The organism is Streptomyces sp. Tu6071 (assembly GCF_000213055.1).
GTDB classification, from domain to species: Bacteria; Actinomycetota; Actinomycetes; order Streptomycetales; family Streptomycetaceae; genus Streptomyces; species Streptomyces evansiae.
In genome coordinates this window covers 1,178,590-1,200,859 of sequence record NZ_CM001165.1, presented here as the reverse complement: position 1 = coordinate 1,200,859, position 22,270 = coordinate 1,178,590, and the positions used below count along the sequence as shown (strand labels likewise).

General features: G+C 71.7%; 20 protein-coding genes. 15 read left to right on the top strand and 5 right to left on the bottom strand.

Translation table 11 applies throughout. The features are described 5' to 3' along the window. Nucleotides 1–536 precede the first annotated feature (536 nt). From STTU_RS04990 to STTU_RS04980, 3 genes are all read left to right on the top strand, one after another. A complete protein-coding gene (locus STTU_RS04990; RefSeq protein WP_007820437.1) occupies nucleotides 537–1,097 on the top strand; it encodes an RICIN domain-containing protein in 561 nt (186 codons plus the stop codon). Between the two features lie 1,112 nt (nucleotides 1,098–2,209). After that, nucleotides 2,210–2,872, top strand: coding sequence for a hypothetical protein (locus STTU_RS04985; RefSeq protein WP_078518930.1), 663 nt, complete (start codon nucleotides 2,210–2,212; stop codon nucleotides 2,870–2,872). Nucleotides 2,873–2,943: 71 nt separating this feature from the next. Continuing rightward, a complete protein-coding gene (locus STTU_RS04980; protein WP_043254197.1) occupies nucleotides 2,944–3,348 on the top strand; it encodes a DUF3592 domain-containing protein in 405 nt (134 codons plus the stop codon). Nucleotides 3,349–3,583: 235 nt separating this feature from the next. Here STTU_RS04980 and STTU_RS04975 read toward each other — a convergent pair whose 3' ends face one another. After that, nucleotides 3,584–4,315 carry a hypothetical protein gene (locus STTU_RS04975; protein WP_234019154.1) on the bottom strand — a complete coding sequence of 244 codons (732 nt, stop codon included), beginning with the start codon at nucleotides 4,313–4,315 and terminating at the stop codon, nucleotides 3,584–3,586. A gap of 165 nt (nucleotides 4,316–4,480) precedes the next feature. Between STTU_RS04975 and STTU_RS04970 the strand changes: the two genes are divergently transcribed. The 4 genes from STTU_RS04970 (at nucleotide 4,481) to STTU_RS04955 (ending at nucleotide 8,427) form a co-directional block, all read left to right on the top strand. Further along, nucleotides 4,481–5,017, top strand: coding sequence for a GNAT family N-acetyltransferase (locus STTU_RS04970; protein WP_007820433.1), 537 nt, complete (start codon nucleotides 4,481–4,483; stop codon nucleotides 5,015–5,017). Between the two features lie 490 nt (nucleotides 5,018–5,507). Next, nucleotides 5,508–6,776 carry an alpha/beta fold hydrolase gene (locus STTU_RS04965; RefSeq protein WP_078518929.1) on the top strand — a complete coding sequence of 423 codons (1,269 nt, stop codon included), beginning with the start codon at nucleotides 5,508–5,510 and terminating at the stop codon, nucleotides 6,774–6,776. A gap of 71 nt (nucleotides 6,777–6,847) precedes the next feature. Continuing rightward, nucleotides 6,848–7,489, top strand: a complete 642-nt coding sequence (locus STTU_RS04960; RefSeq protein ID WP_007820429.1) for an MBL fold metallo-hydrolase — start codon at nucleotides 6,848–6,850, stop codon at nucleotides 7,487–7,489. 158 nt (nucleotides 7,490–7,647) lie between these two features. After that, complete coding sequence (locus STTU_RS04955; RefSeq protein ID WP_007820427.1) at nucleotides 7,648–8,427, top strand: exodeoxyribonuclease III; 780 nt, start codon at nucleotides 7,648–7,650, stop codon at nucleotides 8,425–8,427. Nucleotides 8,428–8,494: 67 nt separating this feature from the next. Here STTU_RS04955 and STTU_RS04950 read toward each other — a convergent pair whose 3' ends face one another. Continuing rightward, nucleotides 8,495–10,294 (bottom strand): SGNH/GDSL hydrolase family protein, encoded by a 1,800-nt coding sequence (locus tag STTU_RS04950; protein WP_052862324.1) that lies wholly within the window; start codon nucleotides 10,292–10,294, stop codon nucleotides 8,495–8,497. A 657-nt stretch (nucleotides 10,295–10,951) separates the two neighbouring features. Here STTU_RS04950 and STTU_RS04945 point away from each other — a divergent pair. From STTU_RS04945 to STTU_RS04920, 6 genes are all read left to right on the top strand, one after another. Next, nucleotides 10,952–11,353 (top strand): DUF6278 family protein, encoded by a 402-nt coding sequence (locus STTU_RS04945; RefSeq protein ID WP_043254193.1) that lies wholly within the window; start codon nucleotides 10,952–10,954, stop codon nucleotides 11,351–11,353. A 212-nt stretch (nucleotides 11,354–11,565) separates the two neighbouring features. After that, nucleotides 11,566–11,877: a hypothetical protein gene (locus STTU_RS04940; protein WP_052862323.1), complete on the top strand. Its 312-nt coding sequence runs from the start codon at nucleotides 11,566–11,568 to the stop codon at nucleotides 11,875–11,877. 321 nt (nucleotides 11,878–12,198) lie between these two features. Beyond that, nucleotides 12,199–12,942 (top strand): amino acid ABC transporter ATP-binding protein, encoded by a 744-nt coding sequence (locus STTU_RS04935; RefSeq protein WP_043254191.1) that lies wholly within the window; start codon nucleotides 12,199–12,201, stop codon nucleotides 12,940–12,942. A 17-nt stretch (nucleotides 12,943–12,959) separates the two neighbouring features. Further along, nucleotides 12,960–13,994 carry a glutamate ABC transporter substrate-binding protein gene (locus STTU_RS04930; RefSeq protein WP_234019153.1) on the top strand — a complete coding sequence of 345 codons (1,035 nt, stop codon included), beginning with the start codon at nucleotides 12,960–12,962 and terminating at the stop codon, nucleotides 13,992–13,994. 142 nt (nucleotides 13,995–14,136) lie between these two features. Beyond that, nucleotides 14,137–14,781, top strand: a complete 645-nt coding sequence (locus STTU_RS04925; RefSeq protein WP_007820418.1) for an amino acid ABC transporter permease — start codon at nucleotides 14,137–14,139, stop codon at nucleotides 14,779–14,781. Further along, nucleotides 14,778–15,674 (top strand): amino acid ABC transporter permease, encoded by an 897-nt coding sequence (locus STTU_RS04920; RefSeq protein ID WP_043254188.1) that lies wholly within the window; start codon nucleotides 14,778–14,780, stop codon nucleotides 15,672–15,674. The genes STTU_RS04925 and STTU_RS04920 overlap by 4 nt, the downstream gene beginning before the upstream one ends. Nucleotides 15,675–15,723: 49 nt before the next feature. On the opposite strand, the gene STTU_RS04915 is transcribed toward STTU_RS04920, so the two are convergent. The 3 genes from STTU_RS04915 to STTU_RS04905 form a co-directional block, all read right to left on the bottom strand. After that, entirely contained in the window at nucleotides 15,724–17,289 is a 1,566-nt protein-coding gene (locus STTU_RS04915) for an alpha/beta fold hydrolase (RefSeq protein WP_007820415.1), read from the bottom strand. A 285-nt stretch (nucleotides 17,290–17,574) separates the two neighbouring features. Then, a complete protein-coding gene (locus STTU_RS04910; RefSeq protein WP_043254187.1) occupies nucleotides 17,575–20,112 on the bottom strand; it encodes an ATP-dependent Clp protease ATP-binding subunit in 2,538 nt (845 codons plus the stop codon). 555 nt (nucleotides 20,113–20,667) lie between these two features. Next, nucleotides 20,668–21,102, bottom strand: coding sequence for a hypothetical protein (locus tag STTU_RS04905; RefSeq protein WP_007820400.1), 435 nt, complete (start codon nucleotides 21,100–21,102; stop codon nucleotides 20,668–20,670). 45 nt (nucleotides 21,103–21,147) lie between these two features. On the opposite strand from STTU_RS04905, the gene STTU_RS36015 reads away from it, so the two are divergent. Together STTU_RS36015 and STTU_RS35235 are read left to right on the top strand one after the other, a co-directional pair. Further along, nucleotides 21,148–21,393, top strand: coding sequence for a DUF6233 domain-containing protein (locus STTU_RS36015; protein WP_324607903.1), 246 nt, complete (start codon nucleotides 21,148–21,150; stop codon nucleotides 21,391–21,393). A gap of 164 nt (nucleotides 21,394–21,557) precedes the next feature. Next, complete coding sequence (locus STTU_RS35235; RefSeq protein ID WP_234019152.1) at nucleotides 21,558–22,013, top strand: RHS repeat-associated core domain-containing protein; 456 nt, start codon at nucleotides 21,558–21,560, stop codon at nucleotides 22,011–22,013. Nucleotides 22,014–22,270 lie beyond the last annotated feature (257 nt).

Below are 22,270 nucleotides of genomic sequence, written 5' to 3'. Positions count from 1 at the left end.
CCGGGCTTCAGCGACCGCCTGCGACGTGCCTGATCAGGGCACCAACGCCTCGGCGGGTCGCACCCGAAGGGTCTTCGCGCCGAGCCCGGGCCAGCTCCCGCCGTCGGCAGTGGCGAAGGCGCTGCCTTCCCGGTCCCCGTGCGGTCGCGAGAAGACGTCCCGGCCGGGTACCGGAACGCGCTTCACGCCCAGCGGCAGACCATCGTTCGGTCTTCATTCGCTCCTGGGGGTGACCCGGGCTGTCGGGTGGGTCACCCGCGCGTGCGAACCCGGCCATACTCGCCCCTCCCGGCGCGGGTGGGCGGAGTCTGCTCGCCGAAACGATTCCCCTCTGTACCGGCGGGAGTCGCGGAGCGAAGGGGGCGTGGCCGCACGGCTGGTCTGCCGCTCCTCGGCCTCACACAGCGCTCGGTCGCGGCCTTCAGGCTGAGCGAGTGGCGTCGACCGGCACGGCCTCGGTTCGCCCGGGGCTGTCCGGGCCGTTTCCAGCCGGCGCCGTGACGCGATGACCGAAGACCCGCCATCGAAGGAGAACAATGTCCACGTTCCGTCCCCGTCGTGCCCTGACCGCGGCCGCAGCCGCCGTCACTCTTCTCGCCACCTTCGGTGCGGGAAGCGCCTCGGCGGCCGACCGCACGGGCCAGGACCTGATCAACCGGACGGACGGGAGCCGCCTCGCGCTGTACGGCGACTCCACGGCCGAAGGCGCCACCGCGGTCTCCCTGCGCGACCCGGCGTGGAAGCACAAGACCGAGGCATGGGACGAGGTGGACGGCAAGTGGGAAGGCGGACGCTACACGCTGACCTTGAAGAACAAGGCCGCCGACAAGTGCCTCCAGCCGTCCGACGCGAAGCCCGCCCGCGGCACCACGATCGTCGTGCGGACCTGCGACGGGTCCGATCTCCAGCGATGGGTCCTGCGTCCCGAGGGTGACAACACCTCCCGCTGGTGGCTCTGGCAGCCCAAGGTCGACACCGACCTCGCCATGACCCTCAACCGCTACAACGACGGCAGCTGGAACACTCTCCACCTCGACACCTCCTACCCGAGCGCCGACCGCCTCTGGCACCTCGCGGACGACAACTCCAGCTGGTGACGGCGATCCCGCCCCTTCGCTCACGCCCGGACTGAGCGGGGCGCGGACGGCGAGCCCACCGCAGTCCCCGGCCGCGGGGCCGGGGACTGCGCACTTCCCCCTGGGACGGGCGTCAGGGGCATGGGCGGCCTTCGTACGCCGCCGGAGCCGGTGGTCGGACCGTGCCGGTGAAAGCCGCGCGGGCGGGCCACTCGAAGCCGCCGGAGGGCCGCGTTGCCGGCCGACGACCCATGACACGCCTCTGCACCCTGCCCGTCCGGATACGGGGGCGGTCACGGGCCGCCTGTCGCGCGGGCCGCGGGCGACCGCGTCGTGGGCGGCATGTCGCTCGTGCCATTCGGTGCGGGCCACCAGGTTCCGTGCCGTCCCGGGTCCGGCATCGGTGTTCGTGGCGGACGCGGCGCCGCAGCGACTGACACTTCCCTCAGGAGCCGGTCGGCGAGGAAGCCCTGCGAACGTCCGCTGCCACGCCTCTTCGGCCGTCGTCCTATATCGGACCTATCCGTGGGGGACGCCTGCGCGCATCCCTTGTGTCACCGCTGACACTCTCTCCCGGTCCCTCCAGGGCTCCACCAACGGGCGCGACTTCCCGGGGCCCCGCCCCAGTTCGCCCGTCCTCCCCCTGGCTCCGCCCGGAGGCGCCCGCTGCGTCGAGCGGCGCTCTCGCCGTGGGGGTGATTGAGGGGAAGGCTCGGTCCGATCCGGCTCGGGTCGAGCGCGACAGGCCATGTCCTGTGCCACTGCGGGGGCGTTGGGAACCTCTTCGCAGCACTGGGCGTCCCTCTCAATACGCTGTGGAAGGGGTTGAGATGGATCCGGGCTCAGGCGACGTGGGGCGCGTCCCGCAGCCGCCGCCTCGTCCCCCGCGGCGTCCACCCGTCCCGCCACGTCCCTACGTGCCGCTGTGGCGGGTGGTGCGTGAGGATGAGTGGCCGCGGCCGGCCGAGTTGCTCCCGGGTCCGCGTCCGGGAAGTGTGCGTCCTGCTGCCTTGGTGCTTTTGGTGCCGTGCATGTGGTGGCTCACGGTGCCGCTGCTGGTCTTCTATCAAGTGGCCAGGTCCGCGCGGCGGGTTGCCCGTCGTTCTTTTCCCCGTCATCCGCGAGGGCGGATCGTGGACGATGCGGTGTTGAGGGCGCAGCGGATACGTGCGTGGGCTGCCGTCGCCGTATCCGGTGGGCTGTTGGCTGTCTACGGTGGGGTGGCCGACGCGTTCGATCAGTTCGTGCAACGGCTGTATCTGGCGCCGTGGTTGGCGTTGGCCAGTGCGGTGGTGGTGGCTGCGGCGCTGTACGGGATCGCCACGCGGCAGCGGCGGTTGCTGATGAGGGCGCACTTCAGGGACGGTGGCCTGACTGTCCTGAAGTATGTGGGTGCCTGGCTGCTTCTGCCGGCTCTGTTCGTCGGGTCGTTGACGGCTCTGTCGTCTGTCATGCCGCAGACGGTGACCGAGGACAATCTGCTTTTTGTCTGCGTGGCAGCTTTGGTCATCTGGGCGCCGTTCTGGTGGATCGTCTACTTCGTGTGCTTCGTGTCGGGGCCGGCGGTCCGTAATGGTTTCAGCTTTTCCGCCCTTCATCCCGCGCTGCCGGCCCTGACGACTGGTATCGCGGTCTGGGTGTTTGCTCTCGTCAGTCAGTCAGCGGGCGGCTTGCCGCCGTTTCCGCGGCCGGTGGCGATCAGTGCCGTCCTCGGTGGGCCGGTCACCGTATCGGTCCTGGCGTGGTGGGAGATTCATCGCCTGCGCCACCACCACGGCATGCGGTGGCGCCGCTGACCCGCTGACCGCACGTACCCCGGCAGCATGCCCCGCTGCGATGAATTGGCCATCTCCGGAAAGCGACTTCCATGAGTTTCATTTTCCTGGTAGCGAGCCTCATCCCTTTCCTTTTCGCATTCCGTGAGGTGCGGGTGCAGTACCGTCTGAAACATCGCGGAACGTACGCCAGGGGTCGCGTGGTTTCGCACAACGCGGCGCACGACGCCGTCTTCGCAATCATCGACTTCACCGACGCGGACGGCACCCGGTACACGTTCCAATCCCAGTCCTCAGGAGTCGGGAAACTCCCCCTGGGCCGGGAAGTTCCGGTGCGCTACGAGGCGCACGATCCGAACATCGCGCGCATCGACCTGCCAGGAAGGAAGATCGTCAACATCGCAATCCCCGCGCTGATCGGAGTCTGGCTCCTGGGTGCCGCACTATTCCTCGCCCTGCACCACGAGACGTACTCGGGCCCCCCGCACGGCCGCTGACCACTCACCACCCCTCACGGGAAGCAAAAGGACCGACCACGTACCGCACGCGCCGGCCAATCACGGCCGCGCCGACGAAGGTGGCAAGGCTCTCCTCCCGGCAGCTCGCGGTTGAGCGGGAACTACGTAAAAGGTAATAGTCAACTGGAACCCGGTCGGACATGAAACAGAAAGGCGGGGGCAGTCTCCCGGGAGGTCGCCCCGCTCGTTGTGTTCTGCTGTTTTTTCTAAGTTCTTAGTAGTTGCGGGTACTGAAAAGGGTGCGCGGATCTCCGTTGACAAGGTTGTGCGCCGATTCGTGGCGCCGATGCCGCCCGGGTTGCGTCTCGTGGGAGGAAGGCGTCGAGGGCATCAACCGGCCTTCCGCCGCGAGGAGCTGGGCGCGCAGGAAGATGTCCTGCGGACTCAGACCGAGTTCGCCGGCGACGGTCCGCATGTCCAGTCCCGATCTCCAGCTCCACTGGAGCACCGAGTCCATGTGCTCGTTCCAGGACACGACCGTGTCCTCGGGCGGCGCCGCCCCGGCGTTCGTCTGCGTCCACGACGCCGGTGCGGGGGTTTGCGCTCGCGGGTGCGGAATGAACGTTTCCGCTCCCTCGGCCTGCCGCTCGCCCTCCCACGTCGTGACTGGCTCCGGTGCGGACTCCGGACCTGGGCCGTCGGGGAGAGGATTCGTTTCCGCAGGAGCGGATCGCGCGGCAGGAGTACTCAGCAACTGGTTGGCCACGTCCCGGGCGTCGTCCTTGCCCACCGTCCGCCGCGCCAGGCGTACTTCCCGCTCGCCCAGGCCCATCAAGTTGGCGACGGCGGTGTCGCTTCCGACGGTGACGGCAAAGGCGGCGAGCACCCGGGTCCGGCTGGCCAGAGCCTCGTCCATCGCCGACTGCGCTTTCCGGACCCAGTCATCCGCTCCGCAGAATGCTTCCGCGAGCAAGGTATTGCGTTCCCACAGTTCGCGAGGTTCCATGCCAATTCAACGCCCCGGACATCCCTAGGGCACCTCATCGGCCGCGCATCACCTAATGGGAGCAATTGCAGGAGATAATCCCATGAATCACGCCCGTTTGTGGACCCGGGAAGCCCCTTCCCGGGACAATCGAGCCGGGAAACACCTGCGAGGAGAGCCACAGCAATGCACAGTGAGCCGGAGGCCAGGGTCGTCGAGGGCGATCTGACCTGCCTCGTCCCGGCCACCGAAGCGCATCTGGCCCTGCTCACCCGCTGGTTCGCCGACCCCGAATTCGTACGGTACTGGGGTGGGCGACCCCTCACCCGCGACGAAGTCGCCGCGAAGTACACGGGCCGACGCCGCCCCGACGTGGAGTCCTTCGTGATCCTCTCCCGGCCCGTCCCGGTCGGCTATGCCCAATACGTGCCCGCCGGTCCCGACCAGGGGGGCATCGACATGGTCCTCCTGCCTCAGGCCCAGGGCAGAGGTCTCGGCCCTGACGCCGCCCGCGCACTCGTCCGGCATCTCCATACGGTGCTGGGCTGGACGCGGGTGACTGTCGACCCCGAAGCGCGGAACGCCCATGCCATCCGGGCCTGGGCGAAAGCGGGCTTCCGCCCGGTCGGTGGGCAGGGCGGCCATCTGCTGATGGAGTGCCTTCCCGCTCACGACCTCTCACCGACGGAGAGGCACGACGCGAGCCGCACCCCCGAGAACTGACCAGAGACGGCCCTACGGCCGCTCCTGGGCCACGGATGGGGATGATCAGGTCCGGCTCGATCCGCTCGGCCTGCACGGCGGTGCGACGGAAGAACAGGTGTGAGCCGACCGGTCTTCCAGTCGCGCGACTGGACAAGCCCCCTGGCCCGTGGCCGTGAGGCCCGCTGGGTGTTCGTCTGTCGGCGAGGGACCGGTGGCGGCCGGAATCACGAGGGCTCGTCCCTCGATGGCCCCGTCGCCCACCAGGGGAGGACTGAACTCGTGCACCGCTCGGCGTTCGGGCTGCTCGCCGAGGACAGCCCGGAGGGCGTGCGGCCAAGACAGTTCATCGCCCCAGCAGGACGCCGGTGGACACGATGACGCGTACGTGCCTCGTAGTTGAGCCCTCTGAGGGGGGCGGCAGGGCGGAGACCGTCGTGGTGAGAGGGACAAGAGCCCCTGGGCAGAGACCGGCGATGTGGGATCTCGTGGGGGATGAGAGGGTCTGAGGGTGAGCGAGATAGCACCGAACCCCCTGCAATACCGCCTTGACGGGCCAGAACACGCTCCGGTCCTCGTCCTCGGCCCCGCCCTCGGTACCACGTGGCACATGTGGGACCGGCAGGTTCCGGAGCTGAGCAGACAGTGGCGCGTGCTGCGGTTCGACCTGCCCGGTCACGGCGGCGCCGCGGCCTATCCGGCGGACTCGGTGGGGGCCCTCACGGACCGGCTCGTGCAGACGCTGGAGAGCGCCGGGATACGGCACTTCGGGTACGCGGGCTGCGCCTTCGGCGGGGCCATCGGCATCGACCTCGCGCTGCGCCACCCGCAGCGCCTCGCCTCGCTCGCGCTCGTCGCGACCGCGCCCCGCTTCGGCACGGCCGACGAGCACCGCCAGCGCGGCGTCGTCGTCCGCACGAACGGGCTCGACACCGTCGCCCGTACCTCGCCCGAGCGCTGGTTCACCCCCGGGTTCGCCACCGCGCAGCCCGCCATCACCGACTGGGCGGTGCAGATGGTGCGCACCACCGACCCCGGCTGCTACATCGCCGCCTGCGAGGCCCTCGCGACCTTCGACACGAGCGCCGTGCTCGACCGCGTCACCACGCCCACGCTCGTCGTGGTCGGCGCCGAGGACTCCCTCACGGAGCCCGGCCAGGCCCGTACCCTCGTCGCCGGGATCAGCGACGCGCGCCTCGCGCTCGTCCCCGGCGCCGCCCACCTCGCTCCCGTCGAACAGCCCTCCGCCGTCACGGACTTGCTCGTACGGCACTTCTCGACGAGCTGGTCGCCGCAGGCCGCGCTGCCCGTCGCCGCCGCGCCCAGCGCGGCGCCGCCGCTCGCCGCCCCGCGCCCCGAGATCGCCCCGTACCAGGGCACGACGGGCGCGGACGGCGGCGCGGACACCCGCACGGCCGGGATGCGGCTGCGGCGCGAGGTGCTCGGCGACGCGCACGTGGACGCCGCGCTCGCCGCGACCGACGAGTTCACCGAGGACTTCGACGACCTCCTCACCCGCCACGCCTGGGGCGAGGTGTGGCAGCGCCCCGGACTCGACCGCCGCCACCGCGCCTGCATCGCCCTCGGCGCGCTCGCCGCCGCCGGGCACTTCGAGCAGTTCGCCGTGCACGTGCGCGGCGCGCTCCGCAGCGGCCTCACGCCCGCCGAGATCAAGGAGGCACTGCTCCAGATCGGCGTGCACTGCGGACTCGCCACCGCCGAACGCGCCTTCCAGGTCGCGCGCGAGGTCGTCCGGGAGGAGACGAGCCCGCGCAAGTAGACCCGCTCGCGAGGAGACACGACCGCGCGGGGGCGGACCCCTGGAGCGCCGCCCCCGCGCGGTGCGCGAGGATGGGGCGCATGGAGCTGATCAAGAAGACCCACGCCTGTGTCCGGCTGGAGCACGAGGGCCGCGTCCTCGTCATCGACCCGGGCGCCTTCAGCGAACAGGACGCCGCCGCCGGGGCCGACGCCCTCCTCGTCACCCACGAGCACCCCGACCACTTCGACGCGGCCAAGCTCAGCGCCGCGCTGGAGGCGAACCCCTCCACCGAACTGTGGACCCTGCGCTCCGTCGCCGAGCAGCTCTCCGCCGCCTTCCCCGGGCGCGTCCACACGGTCGGCCACGGCGACGCCTTCGAGGCCGCCGGTTTCGACATCGAGGTGCACGGCGAACTCCACGCCGTCATCCACCCCGACATCCCGCGCATCACCAACATCGGCTTCTTCGTGGACGGCACCGTCTTCCACCCGGGCGACGCGCTCACCGTCCCGGACCGTCCCGTCGAGACGCTGCTCCTGCCCGTCATGGCGCCGTGGAGCAAGCTGTCCGAGGTCGTCGACTACGTGCGCGAGGTCGCCCCGCAGCGCGCGTACGACGTCCACGACGCGCTCCTCACCGACCTCGCGACGCCGGTCTACGAGGGCCAGATCGGCGCGCTCGGCGGCACGGACCACCACCGCGTCAAGCCCGGCACGCGGCTCACGGTCTGAGGAACGGCGCGGCGCGCGCCGGGCACGGGGTCACGGGCGGGGGCGGGCCGCGGCCGTCTCCGTACGACCCGACCCCGGCGCGCGCCGTGACCGGACACGGCGGCCCCCGCCCCCGGCGCGGGGCGGCGTTGTCGGAGGCGGCCGGTAGGTTGGTCGGCATGCGTATCGCGACGTGGAACGTGAACTCGATCACCGCCCGGCTGCCGAGGCTGCTCGCCTGGCTGGAGTCGAGCGGCACCGATGTGCTGTGCGTCCAGGAGACCAAGACCACCGCGGAGGGCTTCCCCACCGAGGCATTGCGCGAGGCGGGTTACGAGTCCGCCGTCAACGCCACGGGCCGATGGAACGGCGTCGCCGTGATCTCCCGCGCGGGCCTCGACGACGTGGTGAGCGGACTGCCCGACCAGCCCGCCTACGACGGCGTCATGGAGCCCCGCGCCCTCGGCGCCACCTGCGGCCCCGTCCGCGTCTGGTCGGTGTACGTGCCGAACGGACGCGAGGTCGGCCACCCGCACTACGCGTACAAACTGGAGTGGCTGGAGGCCCTGCGCACGGCCGTCGCGGGCGACGCCGCCGGTACGCGGCCCTTCGCCGTCATGGGCGACTACAACGTGGCGCCGGGCGACGAGGACGTCTACGACCCGGCCGTCTTCGAGGGCCTGACCCACGTCACCCCGCCCGAGCGCGCCGCACTCGCGGAACTGCGCGCCACGGGCCTCGGCGACCTCGTCCCCCGCCCCCTCAAGTACGACCGCCCCTACACGTACTGGGACTACCGCCAGCTCGCCTTCCCCAAGAACCGGGGCATGCGCATCGACCTCGTCTACGCCAACGCGGCCTTCCGCAGCGCCGCGAAGGACGCCTACGTGGACCGCGAGGAGCGCAAGGGTAAGGGAGCCTCCGACCACGCGCCCGTGGTGGTGGACCTGGACGTGTGAGCGCCCGGACGGGCCCCGGCGGTACAGGCGCACTGCCCCCGCGCGAAGTGCGAGGCCCGCGCGGGCCTCAGCGCGGTCGCAGCGCGTCGAGGTCCACCGCGTCCGCCATGCGCGCGAGCGCCTCGGTGGACGGGTGCAGGTGGTCCCCGCTGTCGTACGCGGGCAGCAGCCGCCCGGGCCGCCCGGGATCCCGTACGACGCGGTCGAAGTCGACGACCGCGTCGAAGCCACCGCCCCCGGCGCGCAGCCACGCGTTGACGGCCCGCCGCCGCGCGTCCACCCCGGGCGTGCACCGGCTGCCGCCCCCGCACGGCGTGAGCGTCGCGGCGAGCACCCGTACGCCCCGCGCCCGCGCCTGCCGCGCGACCTCGCCGAGCGCGGTCCGCACCTCGGCGGCCGACGAGCCCCAGCGCAGGTCGTTGAGACCCAGGTAGACGAGCGCGGTGCGCGCGGAGGTCTGCGCGAAGAGGTCGCGGTCGAGGCGGTGGGCGAGCCGCACGCCGCTCGTGTCCTCGTCCGCGCCCGCGCCCGGGTAGCGGTCCTTCAGCAGGCGGTTCGCGGTGAGGGCCTGATTGAGCACGCCGTAGCGCGGGACCGTGTCCTGGGCGCGCAACCGCGCGGCGAGCGCGTCGGTCCACCGCTCGTCGGCCCCGGTCCGCGTCTTCGCGCCGGTCGTCGTGGAGTCGCCGAGCGCGACGACGCTGCCGGGCCCGCCCGCGACGTCGAGCCCGGTGAGCAGCGGCCAGTGGTCCAGCTCCTCGGTGAAGCCCGCGCCCGCGCTGCTCCCGGTACGGTCCCCGGCCGCGTCGGCGACGTACCCCGGCTGCTTCGCCGCCGTCCGCACGGGCAACGAGGAGACGCGCCCCGGCAGCGACACACTCACCAGCAGATCCTTCCCGGCCTCGACACGGAAGGGCAGCGGGTCGCTGCGGCCCTGCGCCCCCGCCGCGAGCGTCACGCCCGCGTGGCCGCCGAAGCGCAGCGGCACCGGCTTCCCCCGCGCGCCCGCCCCCTTCTCCCGTACCGCGACGGAGACCCGCCCGAGCCGGACCGGGGAGGCGGCGAAGGTGTTGTCGAAGCGCAGCCGCACCCGTTCCCCGCCCACCGAGGGGCGCACGACGAGGCGCAGGGTCGGGTCCTGCCAGGGACCGACCCGCATCCGCGCCGCCGTGGCCGCCGACCAGGAGCCGGTCCACCCGCTCGTCAGCGGACGCACCCCGAGCGCGAAGACGTGCAGGCTCGCGGGCCCGACCGGATCGCGCGGCAGCGTCACGGCCCGTACCGCCGCGTCACGGCGCAGCGGCACGGTCACGACGTACAGCGCGGCGCGTGCCTCCCGGGGGCCCTCGGGGGTGCTGATCCGGGGGAGCGCGAGGGCGCTCGTGGCGAGGGTGCCCGTGCGCCACTCGGGCGCTTCGAGTCGGTACGAGGAGCGGCGGCCGTCCGCGTACTCGACGATCCCGCGCCCGGGAGCCCGGCCGCCGGTCGCCGTGACGAGGAAGGCGAGGGCGTCGCCGCGTCCCGTCACGCGCACCCGCTGCCCGTCGGCGCGGACGTTGTCGGGGGCGCCGGGCGGGGGCGCGGGCAGCCGCAGCGGTGCGCCGGCCACGGTCAGCCCGGCGCCGGGCGCCCAGCCGGCGTCGCGCAGGGCCTCGGCGGACAGGGCGCGGCCGTGCCCGTCGAGATCGGCCCCGCCGCCCCGCGCGCCCGCCCCGATCCCGCGGTTGTCGAAGAGGTGCGCCAGGGGCCGCGGCGGGGGCTCGGGCGGGGCGGCGGTGGAGGGGGAGCCGAGGAGGCCCGCGGAGCCGAGGACCACGAGCAGGGACACGGCGGTGCGGAAGGGGCCGCGGGCGCGGGCTTGTTTCACGGTCTCCTCGCCGGGGGGAGTGGGGCGGCGGCGTCGGTCGCTGGGGGCTGGGGCCGCGACTACGGCTGTGGGTGTCACTACGGCTGTGTCTGGGGCTGCGGTGTGGGTGCCGGTGATCGTTCTGGCTCGCTGCTGGCGGGAGTTGTCGTCTTCGGACGGACTTCTGCCCAAGAAGTGGCCGGTACGCATCATGGTGGCGGGAAATTGGCCGGGACAGGAAGTGCGGGGGAGCGTGGTGCGGAGGCCGTGCGGTGGGACGGTGGAGAGGCCGTGGGGTGAACGGGGTGACAGGGCCCGCGTTTTGCCGATCACTTGGGAACGCTTGGGAGAGCCCGTCTGCGCGCCCTGTGGTGCGAGGAGGTGGCCCGGTGTCAGGCTGGTGGTATGAGGATTCCCTTCTTCGGTGGACGCCCGGAGCAGCGCGGTGCGGCGGATGACGCCCGTCGTGGTGCGGATGACGCGGTGGACGGTGCGGGTGGCGGGACGCGTGAGGGCGGTGGGAAGGAGGAGGGCCCCGCGGGCGGTTCGGGTGGTGCGCCGGGGGCCGGTGGTGAGGCGGTGGGGGCGACGCGTGCGACCGCGACGGCGACCCGTGGTGACGGCGGCCGGGGGGCGACGCTGGTGGCAGGAGGTGAAGGGGCGGGGGAGTCGTCCGGGGTGGACGGCCCGCCGCGGCCGGTCGGCGAACTCCTGGAGCAGGACCCGCGCGCGGCCGTGGAGCTGTTCGCCGAGTGCGAGCTGCTGCGGGCGGAGGCCGCCGAGGCGGGAGTCGTGCTCGACGACTCCCCGGAGTCCCTGGAGGCGCTCGACCAGTTGCTGCCGCGCTGGCGCTCCGACCCCGAACTCCTCGACCACCTCGGCAACGACGCCGGTTTCTACCTCGGCACCGTCGTCGCGCGCACGGTGCCGGGAGCGGTGTGGCGGCTCGGCGGCGACGGCACCCCGGTCGTCCTGCTGCCCTCGGGCCGCGAACTCGCGGTCGTGGAGGACGGCCTGAGCTGGGCGGAGTCGGGAGCGCCGGAGTTGTCGCAGGTGTACGGGGAGGTCTCGGAGGGGTGAGGGGGCGCCCTCGCGGAATGCCGAAGACCACGCGCCGGTGGTGACGAGGCCGATCGCGCCCTCGTTCAGCCGTTCAGGGGAGCGGTCGGCGTGGGCCGGTCGAGGACCGCTGGCGATTCGTCGACGAGCCCGGTCAGGCGCGCGACCTCGCCGTCGGCCAACCGCTCGGCGACGCCGAATGCGGGCTGCGGCGCCCCGTCTTCTCCCCGCAGATGTACGGCGGCGACCGGCCCGGCCGCCGCCCGCCCGCCGCGTGGGAGGCGCGGGAAATCCTCCTGGCGTTCCCCGGCCGCGTCGCCGCCGAAGGCCGCCTGCGGGAAGCGCTCATCGACGCCCTGACGACCGACGCGAGACCGGTTCCGGACGCCTCCCTCGCCGCGCGCGCCCTCGCGTTCGACGCCACCCTCGGCGGGGCCGACCCGGCGGCCGTCCCGCTCCGCCTCGTCGAGACGGCACTCCTGCGGGACTGGCTCCGGCGGCTCGCCCCTTTGGGCGAGAGGATGAGCGGGCGAGTCCGGTCGTGAAGGCCGCTGGTCGGACCTCGTGCCGCCCGGCCCCGTCCCACCCGCCCCCTCTGTGGACCACTCCGCAGGATTCGCAAGCGGCTCACTCGTTGAGGTGAGCCGCTTTTCGCGTCTCCTTTCCGACCCGCCCTCGAAGGGGTGAACTCCCGGGCCGCTCAGGGTCCGTGAAGCCCTTTTGTCGCGCCGATCGGGAGGGGATATCCACAAGCTCGGCCGCAAATACGGTTAATGCCCGCATGTGCGTGTCGCCCGCCAAGCCCCATATCGGGGTGGGTAGTTTGCGCGGACCGATACCGCTACGGATGGGCTGGTCTCTTGCCGATGGCCGTCGAGCCACTGATCGAACTGCGTGACGTCAACAAGTACTACGGGCAGTTGCACGTACTCCAGGACGTCTCGCTCACCGTGCACCGCGGGGAGGTGGTGGTCGTGATCGGCCCCTCGGGGTCCGGCAAGTCCACGCTCTGCCGCACGGTCAACAGGCTGGAGACGGTCCAGTCCGGCTCCATTCTGCTCGACGGAGAACCACTGCCCGACGAAGGGCGCGGCCTCGCCCGGCTGCGGACCGAGGTCGGCATGGTCTTCCAGTCCTTCAACCTCTTCGCGCACAAGACCGTGCTCCAGAACGTCTCGCTCGCGCAGATCAAGGTCCGGGGACGCAAGCGCGAGGACGCCGACCGGCGCTCGCGCGAACTCCTCGCCCGCGTCGGGCTCGCCCCCCAGGCCGACAAGTACCCCGCCCAGCTCTCCGGCGGCCAGCAGCAGCGCGTCGCGATCGCGCGCGCCCTCGCCATGGACCCGAAGGCCCTGCTCTTCGACGAGCCGACCTCCGCGCTCGACCCCGAGATGATCAACGAGGTCCTCGACGTCATGAAACAACTCGCCGAGTCCGGCATGACGATGGTCGTCGTCACGCACGAGATGGGCTTCGCCCGGTCCGCCGCCGACCGTGTCGTCTTCATGGACGGTGGCCGCATCGTCGAGGACCGCACGCCCGAGGAGTTCTTCACCGCCCCGGAGAGCGAGCGCGCCAAGGACTTCCTCTCCAAGATCCTCAAGCACTGAGCGGAGAGGACGCCCTCGTGACCAGCACCAGCACCGACATCCCGGACGCGGGCCACCACTCGCGCGAGCGCTCGCCCCACCGCTCCCGCACGCACTCGCACGGCCGCTCCCGCAGGTCCGCGCACCACCACTCCCGAAAGCCCCGCCACCACTCCCGGCGCACCGCCCTCCTCCTCGCGCTCCTCTGTCTCCTCGCCGCCGCCTGCGGCAAGGAAGGCAGTCCCCCCGCGAAAGGCCCGAGCGCCGCCGAACTGCCGCGCTACCGCGTGGACTCCGGCTTCCGGCTGCCCGACTCGGCGACGTGGCGCAAGGCCAGGGCGCGTGGCCGGCTCGTCGTCGGCGCCAAGGAGGACCAGCCGTACCTGGGCGAGAAGGACCCGGCGAGCGGCAGGTACAGCGGCTTCGACATCGAGATCGCGAAGATGGTCGCGGCGGGACTCGGCTTCCCCGCGAACCGGATCAGCTTCCGCACGATCGCCTCCGCCAACCGCGAGACCTCGCTCCAGAACGGCCAGATCGACTACTACGTCGGTACGTACACGATCAACGACAACCGCAAGAAGCTCGTCGGCTTCGCCGGGCCCTACTACATGGCCGGTCAGGGCCTGCTCGTGCGCAAGGACGAGGACAGCATCAAGGGGCCCGCCGACCTCGACGGCAAACGCGTCTGCTCGGCGGCCGGATCGACCCCGTACCAGCGCATCCAGCACGACTACCCGAAGGCCGACCTCGTCTCGTACGACACGTACTCGATCTGCGTCGACAACCTGCTCACCTACCAGGTCGACGCCGTCACGACCGACGACTCGATCCTGCTCGGCTACGCGGCGAAGGTGCCCGAGGAGCTGAAGGTGGTCGGCAAGCCCTTCTCCGAGGAGCCGTACGGGATCGGCGTGCCCCGCAAGGACAACGCGCTGCGCCTCGCGATCGACGGCATCCTCGCCGCGCGCGAGCGCGACGGCACCTGGAAGAAGGCGTACGACGCGACGCTCGGCCTCTCCGGCGTCCCCGCCCCGAAGCCACCACCGATCGACCGCTACCCGGCCTCCTGACAGGCTCCACGCACCCGCCGGGCGACACCACGGCCCCCCGACTCGCGGAACGCGACGCGGGACACCGCACTCGCAAGGAATCACGCACCGCAAGCGACCACGTCAAGCCAGGCACCGCGCAGAAAGCACCCCCGGACCGCCCATGGACGTACTGACCCAGAACTTCTCGGAATACGGAAAGGGTTTCCTCGGCACGCTCGAACTCACCGTCTACGCCTCGCTGCTCGCCCTCGCCCTCGGCTTCGTCATGGCCTCCTTCCGGGTCGCCCCGGTCGGCAGCCTGCGCGCCTTCGGCACCGCGTGGGTCACGGTGCTGCGCAACACGCCGCTCACACTGCTCTTCTTCGCGGTGCTGCTCGGGCTGCCGCGCTTCGGGCTCGTCCTGCCCTTCCAGCTCTTCGCCGTGCTCGCGCTCGGCTGCTACACCTCGGCGTTCATCTGCGAGGCGCTCCGCTCGGGCATCAACACCGTGCCCAAGGGACAGGGTGAGGCGGCGCGTTCGCTCGGCATGAGCTTCGGTCAGACCCTCACGACAGTGATCCTCCCGCAGGCGTTCCGTGCCGTGATCCCGCCCGTGGGCTCGCAGTTGATCGCCCTCGCGAAGAACTCGGCGATCGCGGGCGCCTTCAGCGTCACCGAACTCCTCGGCACGTACAAGACGCTCAACGAACTCGGCTTCAACATCGTGTGGGTCTTCGTCTGGATCGCCGTCGGCTACCTCATCCTGACCCTCGCCATCAGCGCCCTGTTCAACTACCTCGAACACCGTTGGGGGGTGCCCCGGTGAAGTCCGTCCTCTCGCCCCGCGGGGAGCGCGGGGCCAGCGCCCTCTACGACATCCCCGGGCCGCGCACCCGCCGCCGGCACGCCCTCTACGGCGTGGCCGCGACCGCGGTGCTCCTCGGCCTCCTCGGCTGGCTCCTCTACCTGCTCTTCGACACCGACCAGTTCACGGCGGCCAAATGGACTCCCTTCGAGTACGTCGGCATCCAGGAGCTCCTGCTGCGCGGGCTCGGCAACACGCTGAAGGCGTTCGCGATCTCGGCGGTGCTCGCCCTCGCGCTCGGCACCCTCCTCGCGGTGGGGCGCCTGTCCGAGCACCGCCTCGTCCGCTGGCCCGCGACCGCGCTCGTGGAGTTCTTCCGGGCGATGCCGGTCCTCGTGATGATCTTCTTCGTCTTCATCGCGCTGAAGGTCCAGCCCCTGCCCGCCCTTGTCACCGGGCTCACGCTCTACAACGGCTCGGTGCTCGCCGAGGTGTTCCGCTCGGGGATCGCGTCCGTCGACCGCGGCCAGCGGGAGGCGGCGTACGCGCTCGGCATGCGCAAGACGCAGGTCATGGCGTACATCCTGATCCCGCAGGCCGTCCGTGCCATGCTGCCCTCGATCATCAGCCAGCTGGTCGTGGCGCTCAAGGACACCTCGCTCGGATACCTCATCACCTACGAGGAGTTCCTCCATGCCGGGAAACTGATCGCGTCCAACCTCGACTACGACCTGCCCTTCATCCCCGTGGTGATGGTCATCTCGCCCGTCTACATCGGGATGTGCATGCTCCTGTCCTGGCTGGCGCAGTGGCTCGCGCGGCGGGAGCGCCGCGATCCGAGGGCCGAGGCGGCCAGGACACCGGAGCCGGGCCCCGGTGCCCCGCTCCAGAACACCGCGCCCCCCGCCCGCTGAGGACGGGGGACGCCGAGGGTGGTGTGACCCGTCCGGCGCCAGCCGGGGATCACTGCTCGCGCAGCGGTACCGACAGATACGAGGGGTCGGCCGCGGGCGAGGAGAAGGTCAGCTGAGCGCCGGCCGGGTTGTGCTCGATGTAGAGCGGGTCGACCGTGTCCACGACGAGGGCGAGCTTGTGGCCCGCGGGGACGTCGTACGCCGTCGCGTACAGGTCCAGGTCGACGGCGAAGGGCTGCCCCGGGGTGCGGTCGTGGAAGGTGTACGGGGCGTGGGTGACGAGTTTGCCCACGCCGAGCGGGCCCACGTCGTAGAGGTACGCGACGAAGGTGCCGTCCGCCTTGGTCGGGGTCACCGTCGTGTGCAGGCGGGTCGTGCCGCGCACGTGGCGCTCGCTCCCGTACGCCGAGGACTGCCACACCCCTGTCCAGGCGCGCGGAAGGAGCGGCACCGAGACGGCGGGGGGCAGCTTGACGAGCTGGTCGAGTGCGTTGGACAGGAGGGTGACGCCGCCGTCGGCGCCCGAGTCGAGGTTCGTGGCGATGCGCTGACTGCCGCCGAGGTCGAGCTTCGTGGCGGCCTTGCCGACGTCCTGCCAGCTCGCGTAGTCCTCGTAGCCGCCGCCCGAGCGCGAGGAGAGGTGCACGGGCGCCTCGTTCCGCACGCCGTTGTCCTCGCCCTTGAGGTAGTGGTCGAGCCAGCGACGCGTGTCGGTCCACGTGTCGTTGGGCAGCCCGAGCAGACCCGTCGCCTCCGACGTCGCGTGGTCGCCGGGGCGGAACTCCAGGCGCTTGGGGCCCGCGAGCTTGGAGAAGAAGTCGGCGTACTGGTTGGGCGGGAAGAAGGAGTCGCCCCAGGCGTTGCCGAGGAAGACCGCCGGCTTGTTGCGGTTGATGCCGTCGAGGTACGTCGCGGGGGAGCGGACCTTGCCCCACGCGATCATCTCGTCCTCCTTGGCCAGGTTCGAGCCGAGGAAGTCCTTCAGGATCTGCTGGAACTCGGCGCTCGGCCGCCCGGTGAGGAAGCCGAGGCCGCCGAGGAGTGCGCCGGCCATCGCGTGCTGGGTGCGACCGCTGTAGATCGAGTCGATCAGGTCGCCCCAGCCGCTCAGCGCGGCGACCGCCTTGATCCGGGGGTCGTGCCCGGCCGCGAGCAGGCTGATCCCCGCCCCGTAGGAGACCCCGGCCATGCCGATGTGCGCGGCGTCGGCGGGGGTGTGGGCGAGCGCCCAGTCGATGACCGCCGAGGCGTCCGCGACATCCTTCGGGCCGCCGACCTCGATCTCGCCGCCGGACTGGAGGAAGCCGCGCGAGTTGTACGTGACGACGACGTACCCCGTCTCGGCGAGCTTCTGGGCCTGCGCAAGGTATTCGATCTGCGGCACGGACCAGCTCGTGGGCAGGACGACGAGGGGGTACGTGCGGCTCGTGTCGGCCGGGGCGACGACGTTGCCCTTGAGGACGGTGCCGCCGTCGCCGGGGATGTCCGCGAAGCGGACGGTCGGGGCGGCGGCAGCGGCGGCGGGGGCCGCGACGGCTCCGGCGGCGGCCGGCCCGGTGAGCAGGAGTGCCGCCGCCAGGACGGCGAGCGTGGGGGAGGAGCGGGGAGCGCGCATGGGTCACCTCTCGGGAAGGGTGAGCGACGCGGTGAGGACCGCTAAGTGACCCGACGGTAACCGGAGGGTCTTACTGGAGGTAACCGGTCGGTATGTTACGCGCGAGTAACGATTGCGTGAGGGGGCTACGGTGCGGGTGCTCCTGCCCGCGCGACGCGGGTGCCCCTGCCCGCGCGGGACGCGGGTGCCGCTGCCGCTGCCGCGCGACGCGGGTGCCGCCGCCCCCACGACACGGCAGGCGCCCCCGGCCCGTACGGACCGAGGGCGCCGCGCGGCGCGACCCGCTCAGGCAGCCCCCTCCGCCTCACCCGGAGCCGCCCCGCCCTCACCCTTGCGCACCGACGTCTGGAGCGACTCGTCCCCCACATCCACGACCACCGTGTCCCCCGGGTCCGCCTCGCCACCGAGGAGCAGATCGGCGATGCGGTTGTCCAGCTCCGCCTGGAGCGTGCGGCGCAGGGGCCGCGCGCCGAACTCCGGTTGCGTGCCGTGCGCGACGAGCAGCTTCTTCGCCGCCGGGGTGATCTCCAGGCCGAGCCCCTGGGCGCGCACCCGCCGCTCGCTGTGGGCCAGGAGCAGGTCGAGGATCGAGGTCAGCTCCGTGTCGCCCAGGCCGTGGAAGACGATGATCTCGTCCACGCGGTTGAGGAACTCCGGCAGGAAGCGCCCCCGCAGGTCCTCCATCAGCTCGTCCTTGATGCCGCTGACGTCGCCGTGGTGGTCGAGGATGCGCTGCGCCCCGATGTTCGACGTCATGATGACGACGGTGTGCCGGAAGTCCACCGTGCGGCCCTGCGCGTCGGTGAGCCGTCCGTCGTCGAGCACCTGGAGCAGCGTGTTGAAGACGTCCGGGTGCGCCTTCTCGACCTCGTCGAACAGCAGCACGCTGTACGGGCTGCGGCGCACCTTCTCGGTGAGCTGCCCCGCCTCCTCGTGCCCGACGTAGCCGGGCGGGGCACCGACGAGCCGCGAGACGGTGTGCTTCTCCTGGAACTCGCTCATGTCGAAGCGCACCATGCGGTTCTCGTCGCCGAAGAGCAGCTCCGCGAGCGCTTTCGCCAGCTCCGTCTTGCCGACCCCGGTCGGGCCGAGGAAGAGGAAGGAGCCCACGGGCCGGTCCGGGTCGCCCATCCCGGCCCGGTTGCGGCGCACCGCCTGCGCGACGGCCGTCACCGCCTCCTCCTGCCCCACGACGCGCGAGTGCAGCGCCTCCTCCAGCTTCATGAGCTTCTGCTTCTCGTCCTCGGTGAGCTGCGCGACGGGGATACCGGTACGGCGCGAGAGGACCTCCGCGATGTCGTCGACCGTCACCTCGCGCACGCCCTCGCGCCGCTCGGCGATCCCGTCCAGCTCCCCCCGCGCCGCGGCGATCTCCCGCTTGAGGCCGTCCGCCCGCTCGAAGTCCTCGGCCGCGACCGCCTGGTCCTTCTCGCGGCCCAGCTTCGCGAGCCGGTCCTCCAGCTCCGTCGCCTCCGTCGAGCCGCCGAGCGAGCGCAGCCGGACGCGCGCCCCCGCGGTGTCGATGAGGTCGATCGCCTTGTCCGGCAGGAAGCGGTCCGTGACGTAGCGGTCCGACAACTCGGCGGCCCCGGCGAGCGCCTCGTCGGTGAATCGCACCTGGTGGTGCGCCTCGTACGTGTCGCGCAGGCCCTGGAGGATCTGCACCGTCTCCTCGACGCTCGGCTCGGAGACCATGACGGGCTGGAAGCGGCGTTCGAGCGCCGCGTCCTTCTCGATGTTCTTGCGGTACTCGTCGATCGTCGTCGCGCCCACGACGTGCAGCTCGCCGCGCGCGAGCGCCGGCTTGAGGATGTTGCCCGCGTCCATCGCGCCCTCGCCGCCCGCACCGGCGCCGACGACGGTGTGCAGCTCGTCGATGAAGAGGATCGTCGAGTCCCGCGCCGCGCGCACCTCGTCGATGACCTTCTTCAGGCGCTCCTCGAACTCGCCCCGGTACTTCGAGCCCGCGACGAGCCCCGGCAGGTCGAGCGCGACGACGCGCCGGTCCTTGAGCGTTTTCGGCACATCGCCGCTCACGACGCGCTGCGCGATGCCCTCCACGATCGCGGTCTTGCCCACGCCCGGCTCCCCGATCAGCACGGGGTTGTTCTTCGAGCGCCGCGACAGGACCTCGACGGTCTGCTCGATCTCCTCCGCGCGCCCCACCACCGGATCGAGGCGGCCCGCCTTCGCCTCCTCCGTGAGGTCGCGGCCGTACTCGTCGAGCGTCGGCGTGGCACTGTCCTCACGGCCCGCGCCGCCCTGCCGCCCCGCACCCGTGCCGTCCTCGCCGCCGCGCCCGGCCTCCTCGCGCATCCGCTCCGCGTCGGCGCCACTGTCCCCGAGGACCCGTTCGACGGCCGGGGACGAGCCGTCGACCAGGCTCGCGAGGATGTGCTCGGGGCCGATGTACGAGACCCCGGCGGCCTGCGAGCGCGCGTGCGCGCCGATCAGCACCCGCTTCGCCGCCGGGGTGAGCCCCGGCTCGGCGGAGGGGACCGCGCTCTCGCCCGGCAGCACCCGCGCGAGCCGCTCCGCGAGCGCCTCGGGATCGGCCCCGGCCCGCGCCAGGAGCGAACGGGTCGGCTCCACCTGGGTCGCCGCCCACAGCAGATGCTCCGTGTCCAGGTCGGCGCTCCCGTCCTGCTCGGCCCGCCGCGACGCCCGCGCGAGCAGTTCACGCGCCGAGTCGCTCAGCAGCCGCCCGATCGGCACCCGCTGCACGGCGGGCGGCGAGGACCCGGGGGACATCCCGAAGAAGCGGTTGAGCAGGTCGGAGAAGGGGTCCTGACCGCCGAGGGACCCGAAGGACGACAGTGACATGAGCGCTCCCTGTGAACGGCACGCACGAATGCCGGGGCACGTGCCGTGTCCGGACGTGTCCGACGACGGGCGTCTTCGCCCCCACCACACAAACACCGCCGTATGGGGGGTGCAAGCGGGGGGGCGCGGAGCCGGGGCAAGCGTGCGGGGGGCTCCCGGTCAGGCGCGCGGTCCCGCGCCCGGGGCTTTCCCGCCGGGACGCCCCGGCTGGTGGCCACGGGGACGCGCGAGCGCGGTACGGCCACGTCGCTCGTCGGCGCGGACGCGCAAGCGCGGTACGGCCACCGCGTCCATGCCCGCGCCATGCGGCCGACGGGGGTCCGCACGCCCCGCGACGCCGGGTCCCGCTCGGCGGAAGGCTTCCCGCGACGCCGCTCGTCCTGAGCGGGGCCACGAGGAAGACGCCCGCCCGGCGCTGCCACACTCCGCCGTGCCGGGCATCCCGCTCCCTCCGCCTGCGGGGCCGTCCCCTACGACAGTCCCGTACGGCCATTCGCCGCGCCCTGCCGTTGTGGCAGCGCACGCGCACCGCCCTCCGTCACGGCGGTGGCCCGGTCACGCCTCGGCGGTGTCCGCTGCCCGTCCCGTCTCCGGCGTGGGCTCGGCGCGGGTCATCGCCAAGCGGGTGACGTCGCCGACGAGTTCGACGACGTCCGGGCCGTACGCCGCCGAGTTCACGACCCGCAGCAGCAGGACGAAGGAGTCGCGGCGGTAGCGGCGGCGCAGGCGCTCCCGGTGGGTCACGAGGTAGCGCGCGGCTGCCTGGTTGTTCACCGAGCGCTGCCCGCACAGCAGGAACACCGGCCGCGTCAGCTCCTCGCGCCCCGTCGTGAGCCGCGCGAGCAGGACGTACTCGGACTGGCCGTGGTCGAGCGCGTACCGCTCGCCGCCGATGACGAAGGCGTTGCGCTCGGGGCTCGGGTCGGTCTCCACCCGTATCCCGGGAAGCAGCGCAGCCAGGTGCGCCGCCGTCCGGCGGTTCGGACGCATTCCAAGAGTCCCACCTTGAACTCACCTTCGTGACCGGCATTTGACCTGCGTATATGCGAAGGCCTCGGTTCCTGCGGGGGGCCTTCGCATAGGCACGATTTTCGCCAGCTCACGCAGCCCCTCCCGCCCGGCCGTCGTCACGGGGCCTCGACATGGCGCGCATCGTCGTCGCCGTCGATCGGGAAGCGCTCGCGCGGGATCACCCGCGACCAGACGTTGGGGGCGCTCGCTGAGGGCGTCGAGGTGTGCGACCACTGCCGACCCGACACCGCGCTCGGGTGGATGGGCTGACCGCCAGCCATAGCAGGGGGACCTACGAAAATTCGGAGGTGAGATGAACGAGCTGAGGTGCCGCACGCCTCAGCGCTGTCGCGCGGACGCCCACGCTGTTGACCCGACCCGACGTTGCAGCCTACTCACGTGAGTAGGTCACATCAACGTTGAGGTGTGGGTCTTTGCCGCTGCTGGCCAGGCTTTTCGAGTGGAATGCCACGAGAAGGTCGAGGACACCCACCCCATTTCGTAACCCCTACCGCTTCGTTGGCGGCACCTACGAGAAGACCACTTGCTACGTGAAATTCGGCCAACGCTGGTACGACCCCACCACCGGCCGCTTCACCACCCAGGACAAGCTCAGTTTCCTCGCCAATCCTGACCGAGGAAACCACTATGCGTACGCTGGCGACGACCCCATCAATAATATTGACCCGACAGGGAAGTCGTTTCTCGCCTCCTTGTCCAAGGTCGGTGGCTACGCGTGGAAATCTGTAAACGTAGCGAATGACTTGGCAACAGTGGGGAAAATGTGGAACGCGACTCTCGACGGTGATTACGGCAAGGCTGTCGGCATCGGTTTTGGGTTGGCCGTAGGAAAGGCTGTTGAGGGTGCCTGCATAGGGGTGCCACCGTAGCCGCGGGTCCCGCCGCAGGAGCCGTATCCACTATCCCTTGCGCGATGGCCGGGGAAGCGGCGGGCTCGTTCGCCGAGGACGCGGGCCTGCGGCCTGAGTTTCCTCGACCAGGTGCTCGACGTGCGAGGGCAGGCCTTGGAGCACGGCGACGAGCGGTCGGTACGCCTCGCTCGCGACCATCCTCTCCCCGTCCTCGTCGGTCTGGAGGAAAACGGGCACGATGATCCGCGCCGTCCCGCCCGGTCACGCATCGCGCG